We start from the raw sequence: 262 nt of genomic DNA, 5'->3' as shown, positions 1-262 counted from the left end.
GGTCTTCCGGCGGGGGAGTTTTTCACTCCCCTTATCGTTACTCATGTCAGCATTCGCACTCGTGATACCTCCAGCAGACTTCTCAATCCACCTTCATTGGCTTACACGACGCTCCTCTACCGCTCATCCATAAGGATGAACCCGTAGCTTCGGTACCTGATTTAGCCCCGTTATATCTTCCGCGCAGGCCGACTCGACTAGTGAGCTATTACGCTTTCTTTAAAGGATGGCTGCTTCTAAGCCAACCTCCTAGCTGTCTGAG

1 rRNA gene is annotated in these 262 nt (G+C 51.5%); it reads right to left on the bottom strand.

Features of this window, described 5'->3' with window-relative positions:
- Positions 1–262: ribosomal RNA gene (locus HXS65_RS17430) — 23S ribosomal RNA — on the bottom strand; the annotation flags it as partial.

The organism is Cobetia sp. 5-25-4-2 (genome assembly GCF_013374075.1).
Classification (GTDB): domain Bacteria; phylum Pseudomonadota; class Gammaproteobacteria; order Pseudomonadales; family Halomonadaceae; genus Cobetia; species Cobetia marina.
Note: the sequence above shows the minus strand (reverse complement) of the source record. Positions and strands in the feature narration are given on the sequence as shown.